This is a genomic window from Streptomyces sp. SP17BM10, from assembly GCF_036322405.1.
Lineage (GTDB): Bacteria > Actinomycetota > Actinomycetes > Streptomycetales > Streptomycetaceae > Kitasatospora.
The window spans coordinates 100,989-115,437 of record NZ_JAQYXB010000608.1 but is presented as its reverse complement, the minus strand read 5'-3'; the positions used below and the strand labels follow the sequence as shown (position 1 = coordinate 115,437).

Here is a 14,449-nt window from a genome sequence, read left to right as displayed (position 1 = left end):
TGCCAATGGTTCGCCCGGTGCTAACGGTTCGCCGGGTGCCAATGGTTCGCCCGGTGCTAACGGTTCGCCGGGTGCCAATGGTTCGCCCGGTGCTAACGGTTCGCCGGGTGCCAATGGTTCGCCCGGTGCTAACGGTTCGCCCGGCGCCAATGGATCGCCCGGTGCTAACGGTTCGCCCGGCGCCAATGGATCGCCGGGTGCCAACGGCTCGCCCGGCCCGGCCGGCCCGGCAGGCCCTGCTGGTCCTGCCGGCCCTGCTGGTCCGGCCGGACCCCCCCAGTCTCCGAGCGGTCACGGCGGTCAGGGTCACGGCGGCCATGGGCCAGGTGATCACGGCAACGGCAATGGCGGTCACGAACAGGGTGTGCCGGCCGTGCGTCCGCACGAGTCGGGGCAAGCACTCGCTGCCACCGGCTCCGGCAAGTCGATCGTCATGGCGGTCGGCTCGGCGGCCGCCGTCGTGCTGGGAGGCTCGATCCTCATCCTCGCGAGGCGCAGCGGACGAGTCGCCGCTCGCCGTCGGCACTAGCCCTCACCGTGATGGGCGGCGAGCGTCCGGAGCAGGTCATGAAGGCCATGTCCGATGCGTACAAGGCCCAGGGTGGCGAGGTCTACCGGCCGATGGCGGACTGACCCAGGACGCCTGAGCGCCGCCCCGATCACTTCGGGGCGGCGCTTCGCTGTTCCCGGCCTCCCGAAATCCCGCGTTCACTCGTGCACGACTTTTCGCCGGCGTTCCCCCGCACGTGCGCGGCGGCGGCGCTCAGCTCCCGGCGTCGTCGACCGGCCGCCCGCGCTGGGGGGGCACCCGCGGCGTCGTGGTGTTCCGGTCCTCGCCGGGGCAGCGGGCGGGCGGGGCGTCGAGCCGGACGCGGAGCGCGGCCGCTTCGGCCAGGGCCTGCGGGGAGGGCGGGCGCGGTGTGCTTCGCCGGCAGAACGGAGCGTCAGCAGCCGCCGACGCCGGCTGCCGCTCCAGTACGGCGATGGCGCTGCTGTGCTCGACGACCGTCAGCCCGGCCCCCACCGGGGCGATCGGGAAGCGCGCGATGACGGCTCCGGCGGGTGTCGCGATGGACAGGTGGGGCTGGTCGAGGCGTCGGCGGACCTCGACCGGGGCGCCGGCCAGGTGGTCCGGCAGGACGTAGAAGTTGCCGCGGAAGGGCACCAGGCCCTCGGCGGTGACGATCCGGCAGGCGCGAACGCGGACCGGATAGGACTCGGCGGGCAGTTCGCGCAGGGGAGCGATGCCCGTGTGCGGGTCGTCGGGCGCGAGGTGCGCCTCATGGGCGCTCCCCCGTCGGGCGTCCGCTCGCGCGGCGAACGGGCCCAGGCTGTTCCAGGCGTCCTGGAGCGTGGTGTCGTTCGTCACCGTGCGCCACCACGAGCGCAGGGTCTCGTCCAGGGTCCGGCGGGTGTGCGAACGGTGGTCGGACGGCAGACGACACTCGACGCGCACGCCGTAGTGCCTGGCCACCTGCCCGAACGCAGAGGTGACCCGGTCGGTCCGTGGACACCACACGGTCGGCGTCCGGCCGAACCGCCAGCAGCCGGCGGTGCCGCCGAGCTGTCTGAGCAAGAGGTCGACGGCTTCCACGAGGTGGGGCAGTTCCTGGTCCTCGGCCAACGCCACCGACCAGCGGCCGATGCCGCTCCCGCTGCCGCCCGTGCCGGGGCCGGTGAGCGAACCCAGGAGCAGGCCCGCCCGGTTCCCGTAGCCCCAACTGGCCGGCGGCTCGGGAAGCCGCAGCCAGTCGAATTCGACGGCCACTTCCTTGTGCCCGTAGGAGAATCGGCTGCCCACGGCCGTGGCCGGGCCCTGGCACTGCTCGCAACGCGGCCGGGCCTGGTGGCGCCGCAGGGCCCTGGTGAAGGTCGAATAGCCGCCCGCATAACCGAGGTCGACGGCCTCGTCGAATAGGACCGTCGCGGCCAGGTGCGGGTCCTCGGCAAGTCGCTGGCGGCAGTACGGCAGGAACTGCAGGAAGCTGTCCTGGGAAGAAATTCTGATGCCCGGGATCCGCTCGCCGCGAAGGTAGGACCGCACCGTTTTCCGATCACGTCCCAGATGTCGGGAGATCCTGATTATCGACCACCCCTGGCGATGAAGCCGGACCACTTCCAGATATTCCCTCCAGCTGAGCAAGAAGCCTCCCAGGGTTGAAACGGACTGGCGCCAGGCGGTGAATATGCCGAGGGCAAGTGGGAAACATAGCACTTTGAAAGTGGGAGAAACGTTTCTCTTGCGATTGTTTTACTGGGGATTTTTGGTGAGCGGTATTGACGGTGAGTATAGAATTACCCCTGGCCTCCGTGTCATTGGGTGCATCCCGTGTCCGATGGAATAAGATTCACCCCCGGCCCCGTCTGCCGGGTAATTTTGCGGAGCGTCTTCGATATCGAATATCGAAGGACGCCCGGATGTCGTAAAACCGGGCCGCGCCGCTTCTCGTTGATGAACCCGTGACTTCACCATGTCTGCCTCGCCCCTCGTCGTTCCCCGTGCGGGAGCCGGTCGCCTCGCTCGGGATGTGGCTCTTCGTCCCCGACCGCCGCAACGTGGCGGGCGACGTGTCCACCGGCTACCTGTCCCGCAACGGCGAACGCGTCGTCCTGTCGTACACCTCGCGGCCATTGGCCGACTTCGTGCGGAAGATCGGCCGGTTGGAGAGCGACTTCACCGCGCGGATCGGCTCCCTGCTCTTCTCGGACGAGTCATGACGCCGCCGGCCGTGCCCGGGGCCGCGGGGCGGGTGCGCACTGGTGCCCGGACCATGCCGGAGCCGGGCGACCGCGTGGGGAGCGTGCCGTGTACGACCGTGTGACCGATCTTCTCGGCGGGTACGCCGACTTTGGCCACGTCGAGCCGAACGGCGAGCTGTGGGCCACCCCCCATGACCATGTCCACGAGGCGACCAGCCCGGCGGGCAGCTGGTACGACGACGGGTTCGTCTACGACCTCGGCGTCGTGTACGGCGACGGGCCGGCGTTCGGCCCCGTCGGCGCGGCGGCCGGCGCGTGGGAGGACAAGACGGCGTTCGTGCCGCCTCCGCGCGCGCCGGTCGATGCGGCCAGCCCGGTCCGGTCCGGGCATCCGGTCGGCCCCCCGGTGTCCCGGCACCGTCGGCGGTCCGCCTTTCCCCGCCCGGCGTGGCCCCAGCTGATCAGCTCCGTGTTCGGTGTGCTGACGGCGGTGACGGTCATCGCGGCCTGCGTGCTGGGCTGGGTGTTCTCCTACGGCCCCTTGCAGGAGCTGGCGTTCTCCCGCGTGCCGCGCGGACTGTCGCAGTTGTGGCCCGTGGTCGTCTACGGACCGTGGCTCGCGGGTTGCCTGTCGGTCCTGCGCGCCGTCCAGCACGGACGCCAGCCGTTCCACTCCTGGGCCGTGGTCGTGCTGTTCTCCAGCCTCGCGGCCGGACTGTGCGTCGCCGACGTCTCGTGGACGCTGTCCGCCGTCGTCGTCGCCGGCCTCCCTCCGCTCACCGGCGTCATCTCGCTCCACCAACTGGTGCGCCAGCTGAACGCCGCCCGGGGCGCGCGTGAGCCCCTCGACCGCCAGGCCGGGCGCAGGGCACGCCGGTGAACCGCGGCCGCGGAGCACGCCTGGTCGGCGCCGTCCGGGGCCGGTGCCATCCGGTGCCGATGCCCGTTCACGTGCCGGTCCCCGACCCGGCGCCGACCGTGGAGAGACACCATCGAACCCCTCCGCCGTCGTCCGGGCCGCCCGGAGCCGGGCCGGGCGGCCCCGGCGCCGGACGTACGGCCGCGCCCGCCGTGGTGCGTCCGGGGGAAAACGGGGGCACCCTGGGGGGAAGGCCGACCAAGGAGGCAGCTATGGGCAGCCCGATCAAGGGGACCGATCCGAGCGACGAGATGAACGGGGGCGCCAAGGCGTCCCCCCGACAGCTGTTCACCGGCGGTGAGCGGCCCTTCGACCCCGAGGACCTCGTGATGGCGTCCGGGCACGACGTCACGCCCGAGCGGGTCGAGTGGGCCAGGCGGCAGATCGCGGAGAAGGGCGCGGCGGCGCTCGAACGTTACCTGCCGTAGCGGCCGCTCCGAGGTCCTGCGCGCTGCCCCGGGCCGTCGCCCGGGGCAGCGGTGCGTCAGCCGACCTCGTCGGGGCCGGTGAAGCCCGGCGGGGTGTAGCCGGGGGTGGTGAAGTCGGGCGGGGCGAAGGCGGCGGGGCGGGAGGTGCGGCCCTCGGGGTCGGCCGGGCCGTCGGGGCCGGGGCTGGTGTAGCCGGGCGGGCTGTAGCCGGGGCTGGTGAAGTCCGGGCGCTGGGCGGGGACGGCCGGGAGGCCGGCGCGCAGGTAGGGGAGGAGACCGCGGTCGCGCAGGGCGGTGCGCCATTCGCGGCGGGCGTCGGCGAGCTCGGCCGCGAGGTCGGGGTCGGTGCCCGCGGGGGCGCCGGAGCCGTCGCGTAACGCGGTGAGGACGAGTCCGACGAGGCCGATGGTCATCGCGACGATCCCGGCCGCGAGCGCGATCCAGCCGGCGGTGAGCAGGGAGCGGGCGAGGACGAGCCCGGGGTCGGCGGCGCGCAGCGCGTACCCGAGGAGCAGCAGGACCAGCGCCGCGGCCCAGGCCAGGATCGGGGTGAGCACGGTGAGGACGGGGAAGAGCCCGGCCCCGCCGTCGGTGGAGCGCAGCTGGGCGAGCAGGCCGGGGGCGGTCGGCTCGGCGCCCTCGGCCGGCGGGCGCGTGCTGCGCAGGCTCTCGCGCAGCCGGGTGTAGTGCTCGTACTCGGTGAGGGCCGCCGCGGCGATGGCGTCGGCGTCGCGCAGGGCGCGGACGCGCAGCTGGTCGGCGGTGAGCGCGCCGGGCGCGCGCAGGGCGGTGAGGACGGTGCCGTCGCGGAGGGCTTCGGCGAGGAGGCGCTCGTACTCCGGGCGGTCCTCGGCGAGCAGCGGCGGGGGGTTGGTCATGGGGACCCCGTTCATGCCGGACCCCGGTTCGCGCCGCCTCGCGGGCTGGACCCGCAGGGGCGCCGAATCGGGCGCGGAGGCGGGCCGCCGGACGGGCGGCCGCTCGTGGTGTGCCTCATGGTAGGGGCGGGTGCGCCCGCGCTGACAGTCCGTTTCCGGATTTTCGCGCCCCGGGCCGCGCGCGTGCGACGGCCCGGGCGCCGGGAACACCCGTGCGACGGGTGGCGTCAGTTGACGGGCAGTCGGGCGATGAGCAGGCGCCCTTCCATGGTGACGCCGCCGTCCATGGCGACCGCGAGGTCGTCGGCGTACACGTACGGCCCGGGGATGTGCGGCGGGGTGCCGTCGTCGGCGTGCGCCGCGCCGGTGAGGTACGGGATCGGGCTGTGGCCGTGCACGATCCGGGTGCCGCCGTAGGTGTCGAGGAGTTCGTGGACGGCCGTCGGGCCGGCGTCGCCGCGGAAGGCGAAGCGCTTGGTGAAGCGGCGGAAGCAGTCCCACCACTCGTCCACGCCCTCGTCGGCGAGCACGCTGTGCACCGCGTCGTTGACGTCGGGGATGGACTCTCCGTACTCCAGGTAGGCGGTGGTGTCGGAGTGCAGCAGCAGGTGGCCGTCCTCGATGGCCATGGCGGGCAGCCGGGAGAGCCAGCTGATGTGGTGCGCCTGGAGCCGGTCGAGGTCGTGCTGCTGGCCGCCGTTGAGCCGCCAGGCCGCGAGGAAGGAGGCGGTGCCGGCGGTGGACTGGACGGGTTCGTCCCCGTACCGGGCGGCGCCGAGGAAGAGCAGTTCGTGATTGCCCATCAGGGCCCGGCAGTAGCCGCCGGCGGCGGCGGCCTCGGCGGCGAGCTGCATGACGAGGTCGATGACGCCGATGCCGTCGGGGCCGCGGTCGGTGAAGTCGCCGAGGAACCAGATCCGGGAGCGGCCGGCGCACCAGTGGCCGTCGGCGTCGATGATGCCCTGCTGGCGGAGTTCGGCGAGGAGTTCTTCGAGGTAGCCGTGGACGTCGCCGACGACGTAGAGCGGGCCGGGCGGCTCGCCGGGGCCGGGGGCCGGGTACGGGTAGCTGGGCGCGGGCTCGGGCAGCGGCGGGCCGAGCTCGATGGTCGGCGGGTCGTCGCGGCCGGGCGCCTGGTCCGGGTGGTGCTGGTCCGGGTGGTGCTGGTCGGGCAGGGCCTCGGGCAGCTGGAGGGCCGGGGAGGGCTGGTCGGGCAGGGTCGGCTCGTAGCCGGGGTGGTCCTGGTGGCTGAACGCCGGCGCCTGCCCGGGGGCGTGCATCGTGTGTCCGTGCGCCTGGCTGTCGGAGGGCCAGTGCTGTTCGAGGTAGCGTGCGCCGCCGTAGCCGCTGTAGGTCTCCGCTTCGTACGGCGTCCCGGCGTAGCCGGTGGTTTCCGGCTCGTAGTAGGTGCCGTACGGCAGCACGTCGAGGTCCGGCTGATGGCGGGGGCCTGAGGAGGGTTGTTCAGGCCCGGGGAAGCGGTCCTCGGGTGTCATTCGCCCATCATAGGAAGACCACTCTCCCGGCGTCGTCACCTGGTGGGTATCCAATCCTCCGGAGCGTCAGCCGGGCCGTCCCGCAAGGTCCGTTTTGTCCCGGCTCGGTATGGTCTAGACCTCGCCCGGCGCCCGGGGAGGACTGACGGTGGTGCGCGGACTGCGGCGCTGTGAGGAGGCCCGGACGATCAGCTCGGTGGGCATCAGCGTGCCCGGCGGCGGACCGGTTCCGGCGGTGCGGAAGCGGGGCGGGAAGAGCCGGGCGATGTCGACGCCCGTCCCGGAGTCGACGCCCTCGATGGCGTCGATGAGGAGGTTGACGACGGTCGTGCCGATCCGGCGGGGCTTCAGTGAGAGGGTCGTGATCGGGGGCTCGGTGGCGGCGTAGACGTCGCTCTCGCTGCAGCAGACCAGCAGGAGGTCGTCGGGCACCCGCAGCCCGTAGCGGCGGGCGGCGGCGAGCAGGTCGGTGCCGTTGGGGTCGAACAGGCCGTAGACGGCGTCGGGGCGGTCGGGGCGGGCGAGCAGCCGGTCGGCGGCGACGGCGCCGGCGGCCGGGTCGTGCGCGGGGTAGGCCTCGTAGACCGGCTCCTGGCCGACCTTGGCGCACCAGCCGAGGTAGGCCTCGGTGGAGAGCCGGGTGTAGGTGTCGGTGCTGGTCCCGGTGAGCAGGCCGATCCGGCGGGCACCGGCTTCGGAGAGGTGGTCGAGGATGCCGAGCACGGCGGCCTCGTGGTCGTTGTCGACCCAGGCGGTGACCGGGCAGTTGCCCGGCTTGCCGTCACTGACCACCGGCACGCCGGACCGGTAGAGCTCGCTGACCAGCGGGTCCTGGTCGGGCGGGTCGATCACCACGGTGCCGTCCAGGGCGATGTTGCCCCAGACGTCGTGCCGCGAGGAGGCGGGCAGCACCACCAGGGCGTAGCCGCGGCCGAGGGCGGCGCTGGTCGCGGCGCGGGCCATCTCGGCGAAGTACGCGAACTCGGTGAAGGTGAACGGCTCCTCGCCGTAGGTCGTGACGGTCAGCCCGATCAGGCCGGACCGTCCGGTGCGCAGGGTGCGGGCGGCCGCGGAGGGGCGGTAGCCGAGGCGCTCGGCGACCTCGCGCACCCGGCTGCGGGTCTCGTCGGGCAGGCGGCCCTTTCCGTTCAGCGCGTCGGAGACGGTGGTGATCGACACTCCGGCGGCTGCTGCCACATCCCGGATGCCGGCCCGCTCCAGACGCCGTGAGGTGGTGGGTCGCCGACCGCTCTGGTTGGCTGCTGCTGTCATGGCGGACCGATCGTATGGCTCCTGACAAGGTCCTGTGACCGGCGCATCGGGAGCCTTTGGAGATACGTTTCTCCGCGAGTGAGCCGGGGTGCGCCCCTTCGATACCGGCCCAAAACCTGGCCTCTTACCTCTGACATGTGCCAAAGGAACCCGGCAGAATGGCTGATCTGCACCGGTGGGCCGACCGGCCAACTCACTCCTACGGGTGAGGGCGGTCGGTATGGTGCAAGGCACCCGACCGGGGTGGTCCGGGCGTGTGCACCGGAAGACCCGCACCGGAGGACGCACACCCGGACATCGCGCGTCCACCAGACGCGGAGCATCGAGAAGGAGCAGGACCGTGAGCGACACGTCAGCGCAGGGCCCGCGGCTGCGGCCGACCCTGGACGGCATCCCCACCTACAAGCCCGGCAAGCCGGCCGGCGCCGACGCCTACAAGCTGTCCTCCAACGAGAACCCGTACGGGCCGCTGCCCGGCGTCCTGGACGCGGCGGTCGCGGCGGCCGGTTCGTTCAACCGCTACCCGGACATGGCGGTCAACGAGCTCACCGAGGAGCTGGCCAAGCGCTTCGGCGTGCCGGCCGAGCACATCGCCACCGGCACCGGTTCGGTCGGCGTCGCCCAGTCGCTGATCCTCGCCACGGCGGGCCCCGGCGACGAGGTGATCTTCGCCTGGCGCTCCTTCGAGGCGTACCCGATCATCACCCAGGTCGCCGGCGCCACCCCCGTCCCGGTCCCGATCACCGCCGGCGGCGACCACGACCTGGACGCGATGCTCGCCGCGATCACGCCGAACACCCGGCTGGTCTTCGTGTGCAACCCGAACAACCCGACCGGCAACGTGATCCACCGCGCCGAGCTGGAGCGCTTCATCGACGCGGTGCCCGCGGACGTGCTGGTCGTCGTCGACGAGGCCTACATCGAGTTCATCCGCGACCCCGAGGTGCCCAACGGCATCGACCTCTACCGGGACCGCCCGAACGTCTGCGTCCTGCGCACCTTCTCCAAGGCGTACGGCCTCGCGGGTCTGCGCGTCGGATTCGCGATCGCCCACGAGCCGGTGGCGACCGCGCTGCGCAAGACCGCCGTCCCGTTCGGCGTGAACCAGCTCGCGCAGGACGCCGCCGTCGCCTCGCTGCACGCCGAGGACGCGCTCAAGGTGCGCGTGGACGCCCTCGTGGCGGAGCGCGCCCGCGTCGTGGCCGGGCTGCGCGCCCAGGGCTGGGACATCCCGGACTCGCAGGCCAACTTCGTGTGGCTGCCGCTCGGCGCGCGCTCGGCGGACTTCGCCGCCGCGGCCGCCGCGGCCGGCGTGATCGTCCGGCCGTTCCCCGAGGGCGTGCGGGTGTCGATCGGCGAGCCCGAGGGCAACACGATCTTCCTGGCGGTGGCCGAGGAGTTCCGCAAGACGCTCTGACGTCCGGCCGTCGCAGGGGTGCACCGCAGCGCGGAGCGCCCCTGCGGCGTTCCCGGACGGTCCGGGTGCCGCGGGAGCGCCGACCCGTGTCGCCGGTCGCTGCCGGATGCCTGGGGATCGCTGGGAGCGGGCTGGGAGTTCGGCCAACGGCCGGCCAGGGGGCGGCCAAGCGGCCCGCGCGAACAGGCCGGTGCGAGCGGAATGTCCGGATCCGGCCGGTCAGTGTCCTCCCAGCCCGCTCCCAGGTCCACGCAAGAGCGCCCGGCGAAGCTGTCCGCCATGAAGGTGCTCCCACGACGGCGAGGCGCCGTCCTCGTCAACTCCGCCCTGGGCGTGGCCCTGCTCGGCGGCGCCGCCCTGGTGTACACCACCGTGAACAGCGGGCCGAGCGCGGCCGCCGGACAGCCGAAGGTCCGGACCGCGACGGTGGCCAAGGGGACGGTCCTGGCCACCGTGTCGGGAACCGGCACGCTGGTGTCGCCCACCGACGCCGCCCAGGACTTCACCACCGGCGGCCGGCTCACCGCGGTCAAGGTCGCCGTCGGGGACGCCGTGAAGAAGGGCCAGGTGCTGGCCACCGTCGACACCACCGCGGCCCAGCAGCAGGTGGACGCGGCCAACGCGGCGCTCACCACGGCCAGCGCCAACCTGGCCAAGGCCCAGGCCGGCGTCACCACCACGACCGTCGAGCCGCTGCCCCAGAGCGGCGCCGCGAGCCCCAGCCCCAGCCCGAGCGCCGGCGCCGGGGGCCGCGGACCGGGCGGGAACAGCGCGCCCGTTCCGCAGACCACCACCGTCACCACCACCAAGGTCGACGACGCGGCCGTCGCCCAGGCCCAGCAGCAGCTCGCCACCGCGCAGACCAACCTCGCCAACGCCCAGGCGGCGCTGGCCGGCACGACGCTCACCGCCTCGGTCGACGGCACCGTCGCCTCCGTCTCCGCGAAGGTCGGCGACACCGTCGCCAGCACCTCATCGGGTGCTTCGGGCAGCTCGGGATCGGCCAAGTCGACCGGCACGAGCGCGGGTTCGGGCAGCAGCACGCCGAGCGGCTTCATCGTGCTGACCAACCCGACCGGGATGCAGGTCACCGCCAACTTCTCCGAGCTCGACTCGCTCAAGCTCAAGAAGGGCGAGGCGGCCACCGTCACCCTGAACGCTCAGTCCGACACCAAGCTCAACGCGACCGTCCTGTCGGTCAGTTCGCTGCCCAGCAGCAGCGGCGGCAGCGCCGGTGCGGCGGCCGTCCAGTACGCGGCGACGCTGCAGATCAGCGGCGACACCAGCACCCTGCGCACCGGCCTCAGCGCGACCGTCTCGGTCGTCACCGGCGAGGCCGACAACGCGCTCTCGCTGCCCACCTCCGCGCTCTCCGGCACCGGCACCAGCCGGACGGCGAGCGTCGTGCAGCCGGACGGCTCCACCCAGCGGGTGAGCGTCGGGGTCGGCGTCGAGGGCGACAGCACCGTGCAGGTGCTCACCGGGCTCAAGGAGGGCGACAAGGTCGAACTCCCCACCACCAGCGCCGGGAACGGTTTCCCGAACGGCTCCTTCCCGGGGCTCGGCGGCGGCCAGGGCGGCCAGGGCGGCCGCGGCGGGGCCGGCTTCGGCGGCGGTGCCGGTGCCGCCGGCATCCCGGGCGGCGGCGGCACCGGCGGCGGTCGCGGCGGTAAGGGCTGAGCATGCGTCACGTCATCGACAACCGGGTGCCCGCGGCGCCGCCGCCCGTCATCCGGATCCGCCGGCTCACCAAGGCCTACGGCCACGGAGACGCCACCGTGCACGCGCTGCGCGGCCCGGCCGACCCGGCCACCGGCGCGCCGCTCGGCGTCGCCCTGGACATCGAGCAGGGCGACTACGTCGCGGTGATGGGCAGCTCCGGCTCCGGCAAGTCCACCCTGATGAACATCCTCGGCTGCCTCGACGTCCCCACCGCCGGCAGCTACCAGCTGGACGGCATCGACGTCGGCCACCTCGACGAGGGCCAGCTCTCGCTCGTGCGCAACCGCAAGATCGGCTTCATCTTCCAGTCGTTCAACCTGGTGCCGCGCACCACCGCCCTCGCCCAGGTCGAGCTGCCGCTCGCCTACGCGGGCGTGCGCGCCGCCGAGCGGCGCCGCCGGGCGCTCGCCGCGCTCAGCCTGGTCGGCCTCGCCGACCGGGCCGGCCACCGGCCCAACGAGCTCTCCGGCGGCCAGCAGCAGCGCGTCGCCGTGGCCCGGGCGCTGGTCACCGCGCCCGCGATGCTGCTCGCCGACGAACCCACCGGCAACCTGGACAGCCGCGCCACCGAGGACGTGCTGGCCATCATCGACGGGCTCAACGCCACCGGCCGCACCGTCGTCCTGATCACCCACGAGGACGAGGTCGCCCGGCACGCCAAGCGGGTGCTGCGGCTCGTCGACGGCCAGATCGTCAGCGACGTCCGGCAGGCGCCGGTGGACGGGCCGCCGCCGATGCTGCACCCCGCGGGGGTGCCGGCGTGATCCTCTGGCAGATGCTCCGCTTCGCGGTCGGCGGCCTCGCCGCCAACAAGGTGCGCTCGGCGCTCACCATGCTCGGCGTGCTGATCGGCGTCGCCTCGGTGATCCTGCTGCTCGCCGTCGGCAACGGCTCGTCGGTCGCGGTGAAGGACTCCATCACCTCGCTCGGCACCAACGCCCTCACCGTCAGCTCGGGTTCGGCCAACGGCGGCTCGCGCGCCACCTCGTCGGTGAAGAAGCTGACGGTCGCCGATGCCAGGGCACTGGCGACCGGGGCCGACCCGGCCGCGGTCAAGTCCGTCGCGCCGGTCGTCACCACCAGCGCCACCGCGCTGTACGGCGACGTCTCGTACAGCCCCGGCTCGGTCGTCGGCACCTACCCCGCCTACTTCGAGACCTCCAACCAGAAGGTCGCGCACGGCGAGTACTTCACCGAGGACGACGTCCTCGGCTCGCGCAAGGTCGCGGTGCTCGGCGCCACCACCGCCAAGCAGCTGTTCGACACCGAGGACCCGGTCGGGAAGAGGATCACCGTCGGGGGCACCCCCTTCACCGTGGTCGGCGTGCTCCAGGCCAAGGGCGGCAGCGGCTTCACCGACCCGGACGACGTCCTGATCGCACCGCTGCCCACCGTCCAGAACGCCTTCACCGGCTTCGGCCCGGTCAACCAGATCCTCGTGCAGGCCGCCTCGGCCGACAGCACGACGGCGGCCCAGTCCGAGATCACCCGGGTGCTGCTCGCGGCCCACGCGATCGCCGACCCGGCCAAGGCGGACTTCCGGATCACCAACCAGGCCTCGCTGCTCACCGCCCGCGAGAGCACGACCAGGACGTTCACCGTCCTGCTCGGCGCGGTGGCCGCGATCTCGCTGCTGGTCGGCGGGATCGGGATCACCAACATCATGCTCGTCACGGTGACCGAGCGGACCCGGGAGATCGGCATCCGCAAGGCGCTCGGCGCCCCGCGCGCGGTGATCCTCGGGCAGTTCCTGACCGAGTCCACCCTGCTGTCGGTGATCGGCGCCGGGCTGGGGGTCGCGGCCGGGATCGCCGGCGCGCACTTCAGCATCGTCGGCATCAAGCCGGTGGTGATCCCCGAGTCGGTGCTCGGCGCGTTCGGCATCGCCGTCGCCATCGGGCTCTTCTTCGGCAGCTACCCCGCCAACCGGGCCGCCTCGCTGCGCCCGATCGACGCCCTCCGGCACGAGTAGGACACGACCATGACCGACCAGCACAGCACCCCGGCCGAACAGGTCGCCCTGCTCGCCACCCCGCCGGACGCCCGGGACGTCGCCGCCGAACTGGCCGCGCCGCCGCGCCGGCCGCTGCCCTGGCTCTCGCTCCTCCTCGCGGGCGGCGTGATCGCCACCGGCGCGTTCGCGGGCGGGGTCTGGTACCAGCAGGACCACGGTTCGACCTCCTCCTCGTCCCGGGCCTCCGCCGGCGCCTCCCAGCGCGCCGCGGCGGGCGGCGGGTACGGCCAGGGCGGCCAGGGCGGCGGCGGCTCACGCCGCGGCGGCCAGGGCGGCCAGGGCGGTCAGGGGCAGGGCCAGGGCGGGCAGACCGGCTTCACGCGCGGCACCGTGAAGGCGGTGGACGGCACGACCGTCTACCTGACCGACGCCAACGGCAACACCGTCAAGGTCACCACCGGCGACGCGACGAAGGTCCAGCTCACCAAGGACGGCAAGGTCGCGGACCTGCAGCCCGGCCAGAGCGTGACCGTCGTCGGCACCCCCGACGCCGGCGGCGGCTACGCGGCCACCCAGCTCGTCGAAGGCGCCGCGGCCGCGGGCGGCTTCGGTGGTGGTGGCGGCGGTTTCGGCGGCGGCGCCAGGAACCCGTCCGGCGGCTGACCCCGCGGCCCCGGACGTCCGCGAGGCCCTCGCCCGAGACGGGTCGGGGCCTCGCGGTCTCCCGTGCGCACACCACCCAGCCCGCCCCTGCGGGCCTGTCGCGCAAAAACCGACCGATAAGGTGTTAATCCAACATTCATCCATGCCGCATAGCCTCCGGGGGCTAGCCTCATGCTGAACGCCATCGTCCGACCGGGAGGCGAAACCCCCGTGCAAGGCACTGTGACCACACCAGGCGGCTCCGCGGTGGCCGGCGGCCCGGGCGAGGCCTTCCTCCTCGTCGTCGACGACGAGCCCAACATCCGCGAACTGCTCTCCGCCTCGCTGCGGTTCTCCGGCTTCCGGGTCGCCTCCGCCGCGACCGGCACCGAGGCCCTGCGGCTGATCGCCGACGAGCGCCCCGACCTCGTCGTCCTCGACGTCATGCTCCCCGACCTCGACGGTTTCACCGTCGTCGAGAAGCTGCGCGAGCAGACCAGCCGCGGCCAGATCGCCGGCCCCGCCCACGGCCACCCCGGCGACCACCTCCCGGTGCTCTTCCTCACCGCCAAGGACGGCGTCGGCGACAAGGTCCAGGGCCTCGCCGCGGGTGCCGACGACTACGTCACCAAGCCGTTCAGCCTCGAGGAGCTGATCGCCCGGATCCGCGCCATCCTGCGCCGGGCCGGCGGCCCCGCCGAGGACGGCCGGCTGATCGTGGCCGACCTCAGCCTCGACCCCGTCGCCCACGAGGTCACCCGCGGCGGCATCCCGGTCTCGCTCTCGCCGACCGAGTTCAAGCTGCTGCACTACCTGATGGCCAACGTCGGCCGGGTCGTCTCCAAGGCCCAGATCCTCGACCACGTGTGGGCCTACGACTTCGGCGGCGACCTCTCCATCGTCGAGTCCTACATCTCCTACCTGCGCCGCAAGCTCGACTCCGGTCCCGCCCACGGCCCCAAGCTGATCCACACCGTCCGCGGCATCGGCTACGCGCTGCGCCGGCCCCCGCAGGGCTGAC

14 protein-coding genes are annotated in these 14,449 nt (G+C 73.2%); 10 read left to right on the top strand and 4 right to left on the bottom strand.

Annotated elements, in window-relative coordinates; translation table 11 throughout:
• Positions 1 to 373: 373 nt before the first annotated feature.
• Positions 374 to 529, top strand: a complete 156-nt coding sequence (locus tag PUR71_RS23035; RefSeq protein WP_329928979.1) for a hypothetical protein — start codon at positions 374 to 376, stop codon at positions 527 to 529.
• Between the two features lie 234 nt (positions 530 to 763).
• Here the strand turns inward: PUR71_RS23035 and PUR71_RS23030 are convergent, their stop codons facing one another.
• The gene (locus PUR71_RS23030) at positions 764 to 2,044 is read right to left on the bottom strand and encodes an IS21 family transposase (protein WP_329928977.1); all 1,281 of its coding nucleotides are present in this window, start codon (positions 2,042 to 2,044) and stop codon (positions 764 to 766) included.
• Positions 2,045 to 2,499: 455 nt separating this feature from the next.
• Here PUR71_RS23030 and PUR71_RS23025 point away from each other — a divergent pair, with 455 nt between their 5' ends.
• From PUR71_RS23025 to PUR71_RS23015, 3 genes are all read left to right on the top strand, one after another.
• Entirely contained in the window at positions 2,500 to 2,718 is a 219-nt protein-coding gene (locus PUR71_RS23025; RefSeq protein WP_329928976.1) for a hypothetical protein, read from the top strand.
• A gap of 88 nt (positions 2,719 to 2,806) precedes the next feature.
• Complete coding sequence (locus tag PUR71_RS23020; protein WP_329928975.1) at positions 2,807 to 3,580, top strand: DUF2637 domain-containing protein; 774 nt, start codon at positions 2,807 to 2,809, stop codon at positions 3,578 to 3,580.
• Positions 3,581 to 3,831: 251 nt separating this feature from the next.
• Positions 3,832 to 4,047 (top strand): hypothetical protein, encoded by a 216-nt coding sequence (locus tag PUR71_RS23015; protein ID WP_329928982.1) that lies wholly within the window; start codon positions 3,832 to 3,834, stop codon positions 4,045 to 4,047.
• Between the two features lie 56 nt (positions 4,048 to 4,103).
• On the opposite strand, the gene PUR71_RS23010 is transcribed toward PUR71_RS23015, so the two are convergent.
• The 3 genes from PUR71_RS23010 to PUR71_RS23000 form a co-directional block, all read right to left on the bottom strand.
• Positions 4,104 to 4,925, bottom strand: a complete 822-nt coding sequence (locus PUR71_RS23010; RefSeq protein WP_329928974.1) for a hypothetical protein — start codon at positions 4,923 to 4,925, stop codon at positions 4,104 to 4,106.
• A 227-nt stretch (positions 4,926 to 5,152) separates the two neighbouring features.
• Complete coding sequence (locus tag PUR71_RS23005) at positions 5,153 to 6,421, bottom strand: metallophosphoesterase (RefSeq protein WP_329928973.1); 1,269 nt, start codon at positions 6,419 to 6,421, stop codon at positions 5,153 to 5,155.
• Positions 6,422 to 6,535: 114 nt separating this feature from the next.
• The gene (locus PUR71_RS23000; protein ID WP_329928972.1) at positions 6,536 to 7,693 is read right to left on the bottom strand and encodes a LacI family DNA-binding transcriptional regulator; all 1,158 of its coding nucleotides are present in this window, start codon (positions 7,691 to 7,693) and stop codon (positions 6,536 to 6,538) included.
• A 340-nt stretch (positions 7,694 to 8,033) separates the two neighbouring features.
• On the opposite strand from PUR71_RS23000, the gene hisC reads away from it, so the two are divergent.
• From hisC to PUR71_RS22970, 6 genes are all read left to right on the top strand, one after another.
• On the top strand, positions 8,034 to 9,110 hold the full coding sequence (gene hisC, locus PUR71_RS22995; protein WP_329928971.1) for a histidinol-phosphate transaminase: 1,077 nt from the start codon (positions 8,034 to 8,036) through the stop codon (positions 9,108 to 9,110).
• Positions 9,111 to 9,389: 279 nt separating this feature from the next.
• Positions 9,390 to 10,790 (top strand): efflux RND transporter periplasmic adaptor subunit, encoded by a 1,401-nt coding sequence (locus tag PUR71_RS22990; RefSeq protein ID WP_329928970.1) that lies wholly within the window; start codon positions 9,390 to 9,392, stop codon positions 10,788 to 10,790.
• Between the two features lie 2 nt (positions 10,791 to 10,792).
• Positions 10,793 to 11,596: an ABC transporter ATP-binding protein gene (locus PUR71_RS22985; RefSeq protein ID WP_329928969.1), complete on the top strand. Its 804-nt coding sequence runs from the start codon at positions 10,793 to 10,795 to the stop codon at positions 11,594 to 11,596.
• Entirely contained in the window at positions 11,593 to 12,804 is a 1,212-nt protein-coding gene (locus PUR71_RS22980; RefSeq protein WP_329928968.1) for an ABC transporter permease, read from the top strand. Before PUR71_RS22985 ends, PUR71_RS22980 begins: the two co-directional genes overlap by 4 nt.
• Positions 12,805 to 12,813: 9 nt before the next feature.
• Positions 12,814 to 13,449: a hypothetical protein gene (locus tag PUR71_RS22975; RefSeq protein ID WP_329928967.1), complete on the top strand. Its 636-nt coding sequence runs from the start codon at positions 12,814 to 12,816 to the stop codon at positions 13,447 to 13,449.
• Positions 13,450 to 13,620: 171 nt separating this feature from the next.
• Positions 13,621 to 14,448 carry a response regulator transcription factor gene (locus PUR71_RS22970; RefSeq protein WP_443077528.1) on the top strand — a complete coding sequence of 276 codons (828 nt, stop codon included), beginning with the start codon at positions 13,621 to 13,623 and terminating at the stop codon, positions 14,446 to 14,448.
• Position 14,449 lies beyond the last annotated feature (1 nt).